Annotated in this window: 13 protein-coding genes; all 13 read right to left on the bottom strand. The window is 53.9% G+C overall.

What is annotated here, in order from left to right:
• Positions 1-33: 33 nt before the first annotated feature.
• Genes ftsA through rsmH form a run of 13 tightly spaced genes read right to left on the bottom strand, consistent with a single transcriptional unit; the run spans position 34 to position 15184 of the window.
• Positions 34-1296, bottom strand: a complete 1263-nt coding sequence (gene ftsA, locus QUE74_RS00505; RefSeq protein WP_000588474.1) for a cell division protein FtsA — start codon at positions 1294-1296, stop codon at positions 34-36.
• Positions 1293-2123 carry a cell division protein FtsQ gene (gene ftsQ / locus QUE74_RS00500; protein WP_000075744.1) on the bottom strand — a complete coding sequence of 277 codons (831 nt, stop codon included), beginning with the start codon at positions 2121-2123 and terminating at the stop codon, positions 1293-1295. Before ftsQ ends, ftsA begins: the two co-directional genes overlap by 4 nt.
• A 1-nt stretch (position 2124) precedes the next feature.
• The gene (gene ddlB / locus QUE74_RS00495; protein ID WP_000130049.1) at positions 2125-3045 is read right to left on the bottom strand and encodes a D-alanine--D-alanine ligase; all 921 of its coding nucleotides are present in this window, start codon (positions 3043-3045) and stop codon (positions 2125-2127) included.
• Complete coding sequence (gene murC, locus QUE74_RS00490) at positions 3038-4513, bottom strand: UDP-N-acetylmuramate--L-alanine ligase (RefSeq protein ID WP_001096048.1); 1476 nt, start codon at positions 4511-4513, stop codon at positions 3038-3040. Before murC ends, ddlB begins: the two co-directional genes overlap by 8 nt.
• Before the next feature lie 53 nt (positions 4514-4566).
• The gene (gene murG / locus QUE74_RS00485; RefSeq protein WP_000016571.1) at positions 4567-5634 is read right to left on the bottom strand and encodes an undecaprenyldiphospho-muramoylpentapeptide beta-N-acetylglucosaminyltransferase; all 1068 of its coding nucleotides are present in this window, start codon (positions 5632-5634) and stop codon (positions 4567-4569) included.
• On the bottom strand, positions 5631-6875 hold the full coding sequence (ftsW, locus tag QUE74_RS00480) for a cell division protein FtsW (RefSeq protein WP_001355212.1): 1245 nt from the start codon (positions 6873-6875) through the stop codon (positions 5631-5633). Before ftsW ends, murG begins: the two co-directional genes overlap by 4 nt.
• Complete coding sequence (murD, locus tag QUE74_RS00475) at positions 6875-8191, bottom strand: UDP-N-acetylmuramoyl-L-alanine--D-glutamate ligase (protein ID WP_000796457.1); 1317 nt, start codon at positions 8189-8191, stop codon at positions 6875-6877. The genes ftsW and murD overlap by 1 nt, the downstream gene beginning before the upstream one ends.
• 2 nt (positions 8192-8193) lie before the next feature.
• Positions 8194-9276, bottom strand: coding sequence for a phospho-N-acetylmuramoyl-pentapeptide-transferase (gene mraY / locus QUE74_RS00470; protein WP_000964122.1), 1083 nt, complete (start codon positions 9274-9276; stop codon positions 8194-8196).
• The gene (gene murF / locus QUE74_RS00465; RefSeq protein WP_000626660.1) at positions 9270-10628 is read right to left on the bottom strand and encodes a UDP-N-acetylmuramoyl-tripeptide--D-alanyl-D-alanine ligase; all 1359 of its coding nucleotides are present in this window, start codon (positions 10626-10628) and stop codon (positions 9270-9272) included. Before murF ends, mraY begins: the two co-directional genes overlap by 7 nt.
• Complete coding sequence (murE, locus tag QUE74_RS00460; RefSeq protein WP_000785123.1) at positions 10625-12112, bottom strand: UDP-N-acetylmuramoyl-L-alanyl-D-glutamate--2,6-diaminopimelate ligase; 1488 nt, start codon at positions 12110-12112, stop codon at positions 10625-10627. Before murE ends, murF begins: the two co-directional genes overlap by 4 nt.
• Positions 12099-13865: a peptidoglycan glycosyltransferase FtsI gene (ftsI, locus tag QUE74_RS00455; protein WP_000642222.1), complete on the bottom strand. Its 1767-nt coding sequence runs from the start codon at positions 13863-13865 to the stop codon at positions 12099-12101. The genes murE and ftsI overlap by 14 nt, the downstream gene beginning before the upstream one ends.
• 15 nt (positions 13866-13880) lie before the next feature.
• Positions 13881-14246: a cell division protein FtsL gene (ftsL, locus tag QUE74_RS00450; RefSeq protein ID WP_000625658.1), complete on the bottom strand. Its 366-nt coding sequence runs from the start codon at positions 14244-14246 to the stop codon at positions 13881-13883.
• Entirely contained in the window at positions 14243-15184 is a 942-nt protein-coding gene (rsmH, locus tag QUE74_RS00445) for a 16S rRNA (cytosine(1402)-N(4))-methyltransferase RsmH (RefSeq protein WP_000970479.1), read from the bottom strand. Before rsmH ends, ftsL begins: the two co-directional genes overlap by 4 nt.

Raw genomic sequence — 15184 nt, 5'->3', positions numbered from 1 at the left:
CTGAGGCCGTAATCATCGTCGGCCTCATAAAAATTAAAACTCTTTTCGCAGCCAACTATTGAGTCGCTTGATCCACGAGCCAACTGATGCTGTAACACGTTTTTCTACTTCAGCTTCACCGTTAAGATGTGACTCTTTCCCATAGTGAAGCAATCCCACCGCCGTCGAATAATACGGCTCCTGAGCATAATCCGTTAAACCGGTAATGTTCAGCGGCGCGCCGATACGCACTTGCGTATGAAACACGCGCTGAGCACAGGCTGCAAGACCTTCGATCTGCGCTGCGCCACCAGTTAAAACAATGCCTGCCGCCAGGTGATGTTTAACCCCTTGTTGGCGAAGCTTTTCCTGCAACTGCAATATCTCTTCGTTGACCAGGTTGAGCAGCTCGGTATAGCGCGGCTCGATCACCTCTGCCAGGGTCTGACGTTGCAGACTCCGCGGTGGACGACCGCCTACGCTCGGCACTTCCACGCTCTCATCTTTTCCAACGATGGAACCCAGCGCACAACCGTGGCGAACTTTAATCGCTTCGGCGTCGCTTGGCGGCGTGCCAAAGGCGTAAGCGATATCACTGGTCACGACATTGCCAGCATAAGGAATTACCTTAGTGTGGCGCAATGCCCCACCGGTATAAACGGCGATATCCATTGTACCACCACCGATATCGACGACGCAGACACCCAGTTCACGTTCATCTTCCGTCAATACCGAATAACTTGATGCCAGTCCGGCAAATATCAGTTGGTCAACTTTCAGCCCACAACGTTCAACCGCTTTGACGATGTTTTTCGCCATATCGTTGTGACATGTGATCAGATGCACTTTTGCCTGCATCCGCACGCCCGAAAGTCCTACCGGATTCTTGATCCCTTCCTGATAGTCAATCGCATACTCTTGCGGGATCACATGCAGCACACGATGCTCATCGCGCACACGCACTGATTTCGCGGTATGGACGACGTTTTCCACATCTTCTTGCGTCACTTCTTCTTCAGAAATAGGCACCATACCAATTTCATTCTGGCAGCTGATGTGCTTACCAGAAAGCGCCAGATATACCGAAGAGATCTGACAATCTGCCATCAATTCTGCCTGGTCAATGGCGCGTTGTACGCACTTGACCACGGATTCGAGGTCGTTTACCCCGCCTTTATCCATACCACGCGACGGGCAGCTGCCCACGCCAATGATATTGACCATACCGTCGGGCAGAACTTCCCCTACTAAAGCGGCAACCTTCGCGGTACCAATCTCCAGTCCTACTACCAGTTTTCTGTCCGTCGCCTTGATCATTGTTGTTCTGCCTGTGCCTGATTTTGTTGCTGAGTAGATTCCTCTGGCGGCAAAGGCGCCCAGCCTACTGCCGCTCCAGAGTCATAACGCAAATCAACGTAGCTAATCCGTTTGCCATCGGTTTGCGCCTGCTGCTGTAAAACCGGATAAAGTTCTACAAAGCGAGCCAAACGTTTCATCGTATCGCCCCGGCCAAGATTGAGCTTAATATCGTTATTCAGCGTCAACTGCCAGGAACGCCGCGCGGTCATCGCCGCTTCCTTCAGAGTAAATCTGTCCTTTGCCAGCATCTGCCCCATTTCGCGATAGCCCTGCAACACTTCATTGGCGCTGCCTTCCGGGCCATACAGCATTGGAAGCACCTGCTTGCTGGTGCGATCTGGCGGCACGCTGAAAGTGTTTCCTTCCGCGTCTACCATATGTTGATCATTCCACCGCGCAATCGGCACATATTCAACCAGATGAATCTTCAATTCATCAGGCCACTGCTTTCTGACGCTCACCTGCTTAATCCACGGCAGGCGTTGTTCTATTTGCGTCTGGATGATGTTGACATCCTGGGTCATAAAGGTACCTGGCTCACCCAATGCCAGGATCGACTGTCGGATATCGTCATTACGCGTGTAATGGCGTTCACCGGTCAACACCAGCTTTGAGAGCGGCAGGCGTTGCGCATCTTCCATCCAGCCCAACACGACCCAGCCGCTCACCAACACTGTCGTTAAAACGGTCAGCAGGAAAAGGATCCCCGCCAGACGCGTTCCATTATTGCGGCGAGAAGAAACCTCTTCTTCGCTGTTTCGCGTGTTCAGAGCAGCCTGCGACATATTAGTCCGCCAGTTCCAGAATTCGTACTACCAACTGCGAGAAGCTCATACCTGCCTGACGTGCCGCCATTGGCACCAGGCTGTGACTGGTCATACCCGGTGAGGTATTGGCTTCCAGCAGATAAAACTGTCCATCGCTGTCCAGCATAACGTCAATACGTCCCCATCCTTTGCAACCTAACGTCGTCCATGCTTTCAGCACTAATGCCTGCAAATTGGCCTCTTGTGACGCATCCAGCCCTGCGGGGCAGAAATACTGTGTCTCATCAGAGAGATACTTCGCCTCATAATCATAGAAGGTTCCGGCCGGTTGAATACGTATTGACGGTAAAATTTCTTCACCAAGTATCGCAACCGTGAACTCCGGCCCACTTAGCCATTTTTCAATCAATACTTCTTCATCGTGCTGAAATGCCAATCTTAATGCATCTTGTAGAGCATTTTCTGCTACTACTTTTGACATTCCCACGCTGGAACCTTCGCGACTCGGCTTAACGATAACCGGCAAACCTAAGGCAGAAATTTCTGCTAACTGCTTATCGCTCAGGCCTTTTTCAAACTCTGCGCGGGTTAATGCTACCCACGGCGCTACCGGTAAACCAGCGCCCTGCCAAAGCAATTTGCTGCGTAGTTTATCCATTGAAAGCGCAGATGCCATCACTCCGCTGCCGGTATAAGGCAAGCCCATCAGCTCGAGCATACCCTGCAGCGTGCCATCTTCACCGCCGCGACCATGTAGCGCGATAAACACTTTCTGAAAGCCCATCGACTTCAGTTGCGTCACGTCGACTTCTTTCGGGTCGACAGGATACGCGTCAATACCGCCTTCACGCAGCCCGGCTAACACCGCTGCACCAGAATTCAGAGAAACTTCCCGCTCAGCGGAGGTCCCGCCCAACAGGACCGCGATTTTATCAGTCATGTTGTTCTTCCTCCGGAGTTTGCGGCTTCAGTTTGATTTCAGCTAAAGAACGAGCAATTTTTCCGATATTACCGGCCCCCTGAACGAGAATCAGGTCGTTACCGGTTAATACCGGTGCCAGCATCTCGGCTACCTGCGCCGGGTCCGGCACCAGAATGGGATCAATTTTCCCACGTCCACGAATTGTGCGACACAGCGAACGGCTGTCCGCTCCCGGAATTGGCGCTTCGCCAGCCGGATACACTTCCAGCATCAACAGGGTATCAACCTGCGTCAGCACATTGGCGAAATCATCATACAGGTCGCGCGTACGGGTAAAACGGTGCGGCTGAAACAGCATTACCAGGTTTTTATCCGGCCAGCCAGCACGCGCCGCTTTAATGGTGGCATCCACTTCGGTCGGATGGTGACCGTAGTCATCAACCAGCATTGCCGTACCGCTTTTACCATTCACTGGCTCCAGCGGGAATTCACCGAGGAAATCAAAACGACGGCCTGTCCCCTGGAAACTCTCCAGCGCACGCAAAATAGCCTCGTCGTCAATCCCCTCTTCCGTGGCAACAGCGACCGCAGCTGCGGCATTCAGCGCGTTATGACGGCCTGGCGCATTCAGGGTAACGCGCATCGGCTCTTTGTCCTGGCGCAGCAGCGTAAAGTGCCCCTGCGGACCAATCTGCTGATAATCTTCTACACGCACGTCGGCATCTTCGCTGAATCCGTAAGTCGTGGTCTGACGCCCCACACGCGGTAACAATTCGCGGATCACCGGATCATCTACACACATCACCGCACGACCGTAAAACGGCAGGTTGTGCAGAAAATTAATAAAGGTCTGTTTTAAATTCTCAAAGTCGCCCTGGTAGGTATCCATGTGGTCGGCTTCGATATTGGTGACAATCGCCACCATCGGTTGCAAATGGAGGAACGATGCATCGCTCTCATCCGCTTCGGCAATCAGGTATCGACCATGCCCCAAACGCGCATGAACACCCGCCGCTTTTACCAGCCCGCCGTTAACGAAGGTTGGGTCGAGCCCCGCTTCTGCGTAGATGCTGGAAACCATCGCGGTGGTTGTCGTTTTGCCGTGCGTTCCGGCAATGGCGATGCCATGACGAAAACGCATTAACTCAGCCAGCATTTCGGCACGACGGATCACCGGAATACGCGCTTCATGAGCTGCGACAATTTCCGGGTTATCGGCAGAAATCGCGCTGGAAACAACGACCACACTGGCATCACGTACGTTTTCCGGGCGATGGTTGAAATAAATCGTCGCTCCCAGATTCATTAACTGTTGCGTGACCGGATTTGGCGCTAAATCGGAACCACTGATCTGATAACCTTCATTGGCCAGAACTTCGGCAATACCGCCCATACCGGCACCACCGATGCCGACAAAATGTATGTGCCGAACGCGACGCATTTCGGGCACGATGGAACGCAGTTTTGCCAATTGTTGTGTATTCATTCTTTACGCCATTAACTTCTTACATTCATACGATGCAAAAGGCATCGCTACAATTACGCCCGGGCAGCCCGGCTCACTTCATTTGCCACTCGCTCGGTGGCATCCGGAATGGATGCAGCACGGGCGCGTTCTGCCATGGTTAATAAGGTTTCTCGCGACCACCCGGCCAGGGTGTTGGCGACAGCATCCACAGTAAGCTGTGGCTGCTCGATAATTTTGGCTGCGCCCGCTTTTTCCAGCGGTAGCGCATTCCAGTATTGCTGGCGGTCTTTATGTTGAAACGGCACAAACAATGCCGGTAGCCCCGCTGCGGCAATTTCACTCACCGTTAACGCACCGGAGCGGCAAACAACGACATCTGCCCACGCATACGCCGCCGCCATATCATCAATAAATTCCGTCACTTTATGCTGCGGTTGCCCCGCTTCCGCATACGCCTGTTCAACGGATTGTTGCGAACCTTTGCCGCTCTGATGCCAGATAGTGACTGAATCACCCAGTTTCGCAGCAACCTGCGGCATTGTCTGGTTAAGAATGCGTGCGCCCTGGGACCCCCCCACTACCAACACACGAACCGGACCTTCACGACCAGCCAAACGTTGCTGCGGCAGTGGCAACGCCAGCACATCGGTACGCACCGGGTTACCCACCACTTCCGCATTAGGGAAAGCGCCTGGAAACGCCTGCATCACTTTGGTGGCAATCTTCGCCAGCCATTTATTGGTTAAGCCCGCAATACCGTTTTGTTCATGAAGTACAACCGGAATGCCTAACGACCACGCTGCCAGTCCACCTGGACCTGATACGTAGCCGCCCATACCGAGCACCACATCAGGTTTGAACGCTTTCATAATCGCCCGTGCCTGACGCCAGGCGTTAAAAATACGCAGAGGTGCAGCTAACAGTGCTTTTATACCTTTACCACGCAGACCAGAGATACGAATGAAATCAATTTCGATGCCATGTTTTGGCACTAAGTCCGCTTCCATACGGTCGGCAGTCCCCAGCCAGCGAACTTGCCAACCCTGAGCCATTAGATGGTGCGCAACCGCCAGTCCCGGGAACACATGTCCACCGGTTCCGCCGGCCATCACCATTAATCGCTTTCCTTGACCACTCATCGTGAACCTCGTACAAACGCCTGCGCTTTCTCCAGACGCGTTTCATAATCAATACGCAACAGCATCATGATGGCTGTCGACATAATCAGTAAGCTCGAACCACCGTAACTGATCAGCGGCAATGTCAGACCTTTGGTCGGTAACATCCCCGCTGCCGCGCCTACGTTAACCAGCGCCTGGAAACTAAACCAGATGCCAATGGAACAGGCGAGAAAACCGGAAAAACGATGGTGAATTTCTAATGCTTTACGGCCAATCGACATCGCACGAAAAGCGACGAAGAATACCATTAAAAGTGCCAGCACCACACCGACATACCCCAGTTCTTCGCCGATAATGGCGAAAATAAAGTCAGTGTGTGCTTCCGGCAGATACTCCAGTTTTTGAACCGAGTTACCTAAACCTTGCCCCCACAGTTCGCCGCGACCAAACGCCATCAGCGATTGCGTTAACTGATAGCCGCTGCCAAAGGGATCTTCCCACGGATTCCAGAATGCGGTAACACGGCGGATACGGTACGGTTCGGCGAGGATCAGTAACACAACCGCTGAAATCCCCATGCCGATAATGGCAATGAACTGCCACAATTTCGCCCCCGCCAGGAACAACATCGCCAGCGTGGTCACAAACAGCACCACCACCGTACCAAGGTCTGGCTGTGCCAGCAGTAACACTGCCAACACCAAAATCACGCCCATCGGTTTCAAGAAGCCGCGCAGGTTATTACGCACTTCGTCGCCTTTACGCACCAGATAGTTGGCGATATAGCAAAACAGCGACAGTTTTGTCAGCTCCGCAGGCTGGATACGCAGCAAGCCGAGATCGATCCAACGCGATGCCCCTTTAACAGAGCTACCCACTACCAGAACGATCATCAACAGGATGATTGAACCGAGTAGCATCGTAGCGCTGTAACGTTGCCAGAACTCCATCGGCAGACGCAGCGTAATGATCGCCAGAATGAACGCCAGGATCAGGTAGACGCCATCACGCTTAGCGAAGAAAAAGGGATCGTTAGTCAAGCGTTGTCCGATAGGCATTGATGCGGACGTCACCATGATAAAGCCGATCGCCGCGAGGCCGAAGGTCAGCCACAGTAAGGTGCGATCGTACATGATCAGGCTGTCGGTATCTTTTTCCCGCGAGCCCATCACCCAGCCCTTTAGCGCCGTGGAGATCCAGACCAGAATACTGAATCCTGGCAGGCGCGGCATTTTCAGGCGAGGGAGAGATAAACGCATCAACCTAACTCCTTCGCCAGACGGGCAAACTCATTGCCTCGTTGTTCAAAGTTCTTGAATTGATCAAGGCTGGCACAGGCCGGGGAGAGCAGAACCATATCTCCTGGTTGAACACGCGGAGCCAGCAAGCGCATCGCCTGTTCCATGGTTTCGGTTTGTTCTGCCACTTCCGGGCGCAGTGCCGCCAGCTGTGCGCCGTCACGACCGAAACAATACAAACGTACGTTATCGCCATTCAGGTAACGTGCCAGCGGACTAAAGTCCGCCGATTTACCATCGCCGCCCAGCAACAAATGCAGCGTGCCATCTACGTGCAGGCCATTGAGCGCCGCTTCCGTACTGCCGACATTGGTCGCTTTCGAGTCGTTAATCCAGCGCACACCGTTATGTTCCAGCACCACTTCAAAGCGATGCGGCAAACCAGTGAACGTAGTTAACGCTTTCAGGCTACTGGCGCGTGGCAAACCAGCTGCGTCTGCCAGCGCCAGTGCCGCCAGCGCATTGGTGTAGTTATGCTGACCGGAAAGTTTCATCTCTTTCACGTTCAACACTTTCTCGCCTTTCACCCGCAGCCAGGTTTCACCCTGCTGATGATTCAGGTGATAGTCGCCCATATTGATACCAAAGCTAACGCAGCGTTCATCCGCACCACGAATCGGCATTGTTAAGGCATCATCAGCATTAACCACGCAAACTTTCGCATTTTCATAAATGCGCAGTTTTGCCGCACGATACTGCTGTAAACCAAATGGATAGCGATCCATATGATCTTCAGTCACGTTCAGAATGGTCGCTGCTACCGCCTGTAAGCTGGAGGTGGTTTCAAGCTGGAAGCTCGACAGCTCGAGCACGTACAGTTCGCACTCATCATCCAGCAGCATCAACGCAGGCAGGCCAATATTGCCACCCACACCAACGTTAACCCCCGCCGCTTTCGCCATTTCACCCACTAGCGTGGTGACCGTGCTTTTGCCGTTAGAACCGGTGATCGCCACAATCGGTGCTTGTGCTTCGCGGCAGAATAGCTCGATATCGCCAACGATTTCGATTCCGGCATCAGCGGCAGCGCTTAAGGATGGATGCGCCAGTGCAATACCGGGACTGGCGACAATCAGATCGGCCGCCATCAGCCATTCATCATTCAGACCGCCCGTGTGGCGTTCTACGGCTTCGGGTAATTTATCCAGGCCAGGCGGTGTCATACGCGTATCCATAACGCGCGGCGTCACACCGCGAGCGAGGAAAAAGTCCACGCAAGAAAGCCCGGTGAGGCCCAGGCCGATAATGACGACATTTTTACCCTGGTAATCAGCCATGATTAACGTACCTTCAGCGTTGCCAGACCAATCAGGACCAGCATCAGCGAAATAATCCAGAAACGTACAATGACGCGCGGTTCCGGCCAGCCTTTCAGTTCATAGTGGTGATGAATCGGTGCCATGCGGAAAATACGTTGTCCGCGCAGTTTAAAGGAGCCGACCTGCAGGATGACGGAAAGTGTTTCTACCACGAACACGCCCCCCATAATCACCAGCAGGAATTCCTGACGCAGCAGTACGGCGATAATGCCTAACGCACCACCTAACGCCAGCGAACCGACATCGCCCATAAAGACCTGCGCCGGATAGGTGTTAAACCACAGGAAGCCCAGCCCTGCCCCGACTATCGCGGTACAGACAATGACCAGTTCCCCGGCGTGTCGTAGATACGGTATGTGTAAATAGCTGGCAAAGTTCATGTTGCCGGTTGCCCATGCCACCAGCGCAAAACCACCGGCGACGAATACAGTCGGCATAATCGCCAGGCCATCAAGACCATCGGTCAGGTTTACCGCGTTGCCAGTACCCACAATGACGAAGTAAGCCAGCAGAATGTAGAACAGCCCCAGTTGCGGCATCACATCTTTAAAGAACGGAACCACCAGCTGCGTTGCGGGCGTGTCTTTGCCGGCAAGGTACAGCGCGAAGGCAACACCCAGCGCAATGACCGACATCCAGAAATACTTCCAACGAGCGATCAACCCTTTGGTGTCTTTACGCACCACTTTGCGATAGTCATCAACAAAGCCAATGATGCCGTAACCTACCAGCACCACCAGTACGCACCAGACGTACGGATTGGATGGATAAGCCCACAGCAGCACGGAGATCACAATCGCCGTCAGGATCATAATCCCGCCCATGGTCGGCGTACCGCGCTTGCTGAAGTGTGATTCAGGACCGTCGTTACGCACCACCTGACCAAAGGAGAGTTTTTGTAAATGAGCAATCATGCGCGGGCCCATCCACAATGAGATGAACAGCGCAGTCAGCAGGCTGACGATGGCGCGAAACGTCAGATAGGAAAAGACGTTAAAGCCGGAATAATATTTGACCAAATGTTCGGCCAGCCAAACTAACATGTCCCATTCTCCTGTAAAGCGCGTACTACCTCTTCCATGGCAGCACTACGTGAACCCTTAACTAAAATCGTAATTACCTGTTGCTCAGCAATCAGTGATTTAAGACGTGTGATAAGCGCAGTTTTATCGGAAAAATGTTCGCCAACGCCGCTGGCGGTGCTGATAGCATGGCTTTGTTTACCCACACTTAACACGCGGTCAATACCCGCCGCCTTCGCCGCTTCGCCCACCTGTACATGGCAGGCCTCGCTTTCAGCGCCCAGTTCCGCCATATCGCCCACCACCAGCACACGGTAGCCCGGCATTTCAGCCAGTACCTGAACAGCGGCGGTCATGGAGCCGACGTTAGCGTTGTAGGAGTCGTCGAGCAGCAACTGATTTTCCGCCAGTTGAATGGGGAACAGACGGCCAGGAACAGCTTTCAGATTTGCCAGCCCCGCTTTAATAGCATCAAGCGTTGCGCCCACGGACATGGAGAGCGCAGCGGCTGCCAGCGCATTCGCAATATTGTGACGCCCCGGCAACGGCAGCAGAACATCGACGCTACCCGTTGGGGTTTGCAGCGTAAATTCCGTACCGTGCGAGGTCACGTGGATATTGGTGGCGGTGAAATCGCTGTTGTTAGCATTCGGTGAGAAGCGCCACACTTTGCGTGAGCCAATCACACTCTGCCAGTTCAGCCAGTCGTTGTTGTCGGCATTCATAATGGCGATACCGTTTTCCGGCAGGCCGCTAAAGATTTCACCTTTCGCTTTCGCGACACCCGCAAGCGAGCCAAAACCTTCCAGATGCGCCGCTGCCAGGTTGTTGACCAGCGCCGCTTCCGGGCGAGTCAGACTCACAGTCCAGGCAATTTCGCCCTGATGGTTCGCGCCAAGTTCAATTACTGCGTAATCGTACTCTGGCGTTAAGCGCAACAGCGTCATCGGTACACCGATATCGTTGTTGAGATTGCCTGCCGTATAAAGCGTGTTGCCACACTGGCTTAAAATCGCTGCCGTCATCTCTTTAACGGAGGTTTTGCCGGAGGAACCGGTCAGAGCAACCACGCGCGCCGGAACTTGCTGGCGAACCCATGCAGCCAGTTCACCAAACGCCAGACGCGTATCCTTGACGATTAACTGCGGCAGATCGATATCCAGCGGACGGCTAACCAGCAGTGCACCCGCACCGCCAGCTTTCGCCTGGTCAGCAAAATCATGGGCATCGAAACGTTCGCCTTTCAGGGCAACAAACAGGCAACCCGGCGTCAATTTACGGGTGTCAGTGGTTACAGCATCAAGGGTAATATCTGCCCCTTTTAGTTCACCGTTGAGAATATCGGTAAGTTGGCTAAGGGTTACGCTAATCATGCAATCACCCCCAGTAGACGCGCTACCGTGACGCGATCGGAGTAGTCCAGACGCTGGTTGCCAACAATCTGATAATCCTCATGGCCTTTGCCCGCGATCAGCACCACATCATTCTCTTTAGCCTGCATAACAGCGCAAGTCACCGCTTCAGCGCGGCCTTCCATCACTTTGGCATGTCCGGCGTCCAGCATTCCCGCCAGAATATCGTTGATGATAGCGCGCGGTTCTTCGGTACGCGGGTTATCGTCCGTTACCACCGCCACGTCAGCAAACTCTTCAGCAATTGCTCCCATCAGTGGACGCTTACCTTTATCGCGATCGCCACCACAGCCAAAGACGCACCACAGCTTGCCTGCACAGTGAAGACGTGCAGCCTGCAAGGCTTTTTCCAATGCATCCGGCGTATGCGCGTAATCCACCACCACCGTCGGTTTGCCCGGTGCAGTGAACACTTCCATACGTCCGCAAACCGGTTGCAGACGCGCGGCGGTTTTTAACAGATCAGCCAGCGGGTAGCCAAGTGCCAGCAGCGTCGCCAGCGCGAGCAGCAGGTTGCTGACGTTAAAAGCGCCCATCAGATGGCTTTCAATTTCGCCATCACCCCAGCTTGAGCTAAAGCGAATAGTCGCACCGCTGTCGTGATAGTTCACTTCAGTCGCTTTCAACCAGCGTCCGTGACAGTTCGGATTGATATGATCTTCCATTGATACCGCAACCGCGTCCGGCAGTTTTGCCAGCCAGCGGCGGCCCACTTCATCGTCGGCGTTAATAATCGCCTGACCGCAATGATGCTCAGAATAAAGCAGCCATTTCGCGGCTTCGTAGTGTTCCATATCACCATGATAATCAAGGTGATCGCGGCTTAAGTTGGTAAAGACCGACGCCGCAAATTTCAATGCCGCCACACGGTGCTGTACCAGTCCGTGGGAGGAAACTTCCATTGCGCAAAAAGTCGCGCCCTGATCCACCAGCCCCGCCAGCTCATGCTGAACATCGACTGCCGAACCGGTGGTATTTTCTGTCGGGATCACTTTTCCCAGCAGGCCGTTACCAACGGTGCCCATTACCGCGCTGGTTTCGCCAAGCAGTTGGCTCCACTGCGCCAGCAGCTGGGTAGTCGTGGTTTTGCCGTTGGTGCCCGTTACGCCTACAAGACGTAAATTGTCAGAGGGTTCATGGTAAAAGCGGCCCGCCAGTGCAGATAAACGCTCGTTGAGCTGGCTGAGATAGATGACTGGTACGCCGTGCATTTCACGGATTTCACCGTCGGTCGCCTCATCTTTCGCCTCTGCAATAATGGCAGCCACACCTTGCGCTATCGCCTGCGGGATATATCGACGCCCGTCCGCCTGATGACCTACTACAGCTACAAAGAGATCGCCCGCCGCAGCCACACGGCTGTCGAGTGTCATCTCTCGCAGTGCTCGCGAAGGTGCGTCTGGCACCCACGGAGCAAGAAGGTCGCGCAAATTACGATCTGCCACCTGTCCCCTCGCCTTGATTAATCACAAATTCATTTTTATCGCCCGTTGTCAGCGCATCCGGCTCGATGTTCATGGTACGCAATACGCCGCCCATGATGGCACCAAAGACCGGCGCGGAAACGGCGCCGCCGTAGTATTTACCCGCCTGCGGATCGTTGATAACAACAACCAGCGCGAAGCGCGGCTGACTCGCAGGCGCAACGCCTGCGGTATAAGCAATATATTTATTGATGTAGCGACCGTCCGGCCCGACCTTTTTCGCGGTACCGGTTTTAATGGCGATACGATAGCCTTTAATCGCCGCCTTCACGCCGCCACCGCCCGGTAGCGCCACGCTTTCCATCATATGCACCACGGTGCGAACAATGGACTCCGGGAAGACACGTTCACCGGGAACCGGGGGATCAACTTTGGTAATCGACAGCGGGCGATAAATGCCATAGCTGCCGATAGTTGCGTAGACTCGCGCTAACTGTAACGGTGTTACCATTAGCCCATAGCCGAAAGAGAAGGTGGCCCTCTCTATGTCAGACCACCGTTGTTTTTGAGGATATAAGCCACTGCGTTCTCCGACCAACCCCAAATTGGTCGCTTTTCCCAGTCCAAAACGTGAGTAAGTATCTACTAACGCTGAGGACGGCATCGCTAACGCCAGTTTGGAAACACCGACGTTACTCGACTTCTGTAATACCCCGGTCAGGGTTAATTCGCTGTAGCGTGCCACGTCTTTGATTTCGTGGCCGTTAATTCGATAAGGAACGGTATTCAGTACCGAGTTTTCTCGCACCACGCCACGTTGCAACGCGGTCATCACCACCATCGGTTTGACCGTTGAGCCAGGTTCAAACACGTCGGTGATGGTACGGTTACGCATCGCCTCTTTCGGCGTGCCACTCAGATTGTTTGGGTTGTATGACGGGCTGTTAGCCATCGCCAGCACTTCACCGGTGTTGACATCCACCAGCACGGCACTACCAGATTCAGCCTTGTTAAAGGCCACCGCGTTATTCAGTTCGCGATAAACCAGCGCCTGCAGGCGTTCATCAATACTCAGCGCCAGGTTGTGTGCCGCCTGACTGTCGGTGGAAGAGATATCTTCAATTACGCGACCATAGCGGTCTTTACGCACAATGCGCTCGCCAGGCTGCCCGGTAAGCCATTTATCGAAACTCTTCTCGACGCCCTCAATCCCCTGACTATCGACGTTAGTAAAGCCGATGAGGTGAGCGGTCACTTCGCCAGACGGATAGTAACGGCGAGATTCTTCACGTAGATGAATCCCCGGCAGCTTCAGTTTTTTGATGTACTCAGCCATGTCAGGGTTAACCTGACGCGCCAGATAGATAAAGCGCCCTTTCGGGTTGGCATTAATGCGGGCGGAAAGTTGATCCAGCGGAATATTGAGCGCGTTAGCCAGCGCCTTCCAGCGGTCACCGACGCTGATGCCGCCAGCTTCATGCACTTCTTTCGGGTCGGCCCAGATCGCTTTTACTGGCACACTCACTGCTAACGGGCGACCAGAACGGTCGGTAATCATGCCGCGGGAGGTGGAAACTTGCTGAACGCGAAGAGAACGCATGTCGCCCTCTTTTACCAGCATATCCGGGGAGATAACTTGTAACCACGCTACGCGTCCGAGCAGAAAAGCCAGCGCCAGGAGAATACAGCCGCATAACAACGCAAAACGCCAACTGATAAAGTTGGCATGTTCTTCCTGACGTTTTGGTTTCTGCGTTTTCGCCGCTGCTTTCATGCGTCGCGTTTATCCTTATTTTTGCACTACGATATTTTCTTGTGACGGATCAACATGCTGCATTTGCAGCTTTTCCGTGGCGATCCTTTCCACCCGGCTATGGTCGCCGAGCGCATTCTCTTCAAGGATCAGGTTGCGCCATTCAATGTCTAAAGCATCTCGCTCCAGCACCAGTTGTTCGCGCTGAGCGGTCAGTAAACGGGTATGGTGCGCCGTGGTTACCACGGTCACCGCCGTCAAAATAATGCAAATGAACAGGCAGAGTGGCAGCTTCCCAAATCGCAAAAGATCGTCACCGATAACACCAGGCAATGCATGGCGCTCGTGGCTTCCCATCGATCCTTTAACTTTGCTTAGAGCTTCTGTCACTCTGCTGATCATGCGTTCGTCCTCTCTGCAATACGCAGAACTGAACTACGGGCACGAGGGTTCTCAGCCACCTCTTCTTCGCCCGGCATTAACTTGCCTAGTGCTCGCAGCTGACGGCCACCCAGTTTTTTGAGTTGCTCTTCAGTCATCGGTAACCCTGCCGGAACTTGCGGACCACGGCTGTTTTCACGCATAAAGCGTTTCACAATGCGGTCTTCCAGCGAGTGGAAGCTGATGATCGAGAGCCGCCCCCCCGGGGCCAGCACGTTGAGCGAGCTTTTTAGCGCCTGCTCTATCTCCTCCAGTTCACTGTTTACCCAAATGCGCACCGCCTGGAAGGTACGGGTCGCGGGATGTTTAAACTTATCTTTCACCGGCGTTGCGGCAGCCACGACTTCCGCCAGTTCTTTGGTGCGGGTCATCGGCTGTTCGCGGTTTCGCTCGACAATGGCGCGGGCAATGCGTTTGGCAAAACGCTCTTCACCATAGGTTTTCAATACCCAGGCGATATCGGCTTCTTCTGCGGTTTGTAGCCATTCAGCGGCTGACTGCCCACGGGTTGGGTCCATACGCATGTCCAGCGGACCATCGCGCATAAAGGAAAAGCCGCGTTCAGCATCATCAAGTTGCGGTGAAGAGACGCCAAGATCGAGGAGAATGCCGTCGATCTTGCCGATAAGATCGCGCTCGGCAACGTATTCGCCCAGCGCGGAGAAAGGTCCGTGGATGATGGAGAAGCGCGGATCATCAATAGTCTTCGCAACGGCGATAGCCTGCGGGTCGCGATCGATCGCCAGCAAACGCCCCTCTTCGCCAAGCTGCGAGAGGATCAGACGTGAGTGACCACCGCGACCAAAAGTCCCATCAATGTAGATGCCATCAGGACGGATATTGAGGCCATTAACGGCTTCATCCAGCAGCACCGTAGTATGTTTATAGTTTTCCATCAT

Origin of the sequence: Escherichia sp. 10290, assembly GCF_030295155.1 — a bacterium.
GTDB lineage: Bacteria > Pseudomonadota > Gammaproteobacteria > Enterobacterales > Enterobacteriaceae > Escherichia > Escherichia coli_F.
The sequence above is the reverse complement of the archived record's forward strand: the minus strand, read 5'-3'. Positions and strand labels throughout refer to the sequence as shown.